Origin of the sequence: Streptomyces swartbergensis (assembly GCF_002148965.1) — a bacterium.
Classification (GTDB): Bacteria; Actinomycetota; Actinomycetes; order Streptomycetales; family Streptomycetaceae; genus Streptomyces; species Streptomyces swartbergensis.
The window spans coordinates 1-694 of the sequence record NZ_NGFN01000830.1; the positions used below are offsets into that span (position 1 = coordinate 1).

The following is a 694-nucleotide window of genomic DNA, read 5'->3' on the forward strand; positions in this document are numbered from 1 at the left end:
GAGCGCGCCGGGTACGTGGCGGTATTCGCGGTGCAGTGCCTGGGCGAGGAAGTCCTCGCCCAGGCACGCCGCGATGGACAGATCCGTCATCGCGTCAGGGCTCCCGATCCGTCAGTCGTTGCCGTCGCTCTTGCCGGTGCCGCCGCCGTCCGAGGGGATGGCGTTGCGGCCCCGGGCGGCGACGATCGCCCGGCGGGAGCGGACCAGGCCGCCGGTCGACGGCCCGGACGTAGCGGGCGGGGGCGTGGCGGGACTCTGCATGGAATCCTCCTGCGGGGTTGGTAGCCGGGCCCTGGACAGCCGCGGCCGCGAACTCCCCCAGTACAGCCACGGCAAGCCCTGGCGATAACCCCGTCATGGGGCCCCCACGGTGGGTATGGTCGTGAGGCTGACGCAGCGTCATTCTACGGGCTTTCAGGGGGACTTGTGGACGACTTACCGCCGTCACCTGCCCAAGTTCCGCGCCGTCTTCTGGCCGATCCCGGGTTCGTCCGGGCCTTGTACGAGCGGGACTTCACCGTGGTCTTCGCGATGGCCCACGACGTGGGGATCTCTTTCAACCGGATCGCCGAAGCGTGCGCGCTCAAAGCCGAGCGCGTCAGCCAGATCACCCGGGGCACCGCATCTGTCACTGCGCTGGCAACTGTCGAGAGAATCGCCGACGGTCTGCGCATTCCCGGTGCCCTCCTGGGGC

Annotated in this window: 1 protein-coding gene and 1 pseudogene; one reads left to right on the forward strand and one right to left on the reverse strand. The window is 69.7% G+C overall.

Translation table 11 applies throughout. The annotated features are described in order from the left end of the window. Positions 1-111 precede the first annotated feature (111 nt). The gene (locus CA983_RS47020; RefSeq protein WP_167358666.1) at positions 112-261 is read right to left on the reverse strand and encodes a hypothetical protein; all 150 of its coding nucleotides are present in this window, start codon (positions 259-261) and stop codon (positions 112-114) included. Between the two features lie 165 nt (positions 262-426). On the opposite strand from CA983_RS47020, the pseudogene CA983_RS44595 reads away from it, so the two are divergent. Then, positions 427-694 (forward strand): annotated as a pseudogene (locus tag CA983_RS44595) (hypothetical protein); the annotation flags it as partial.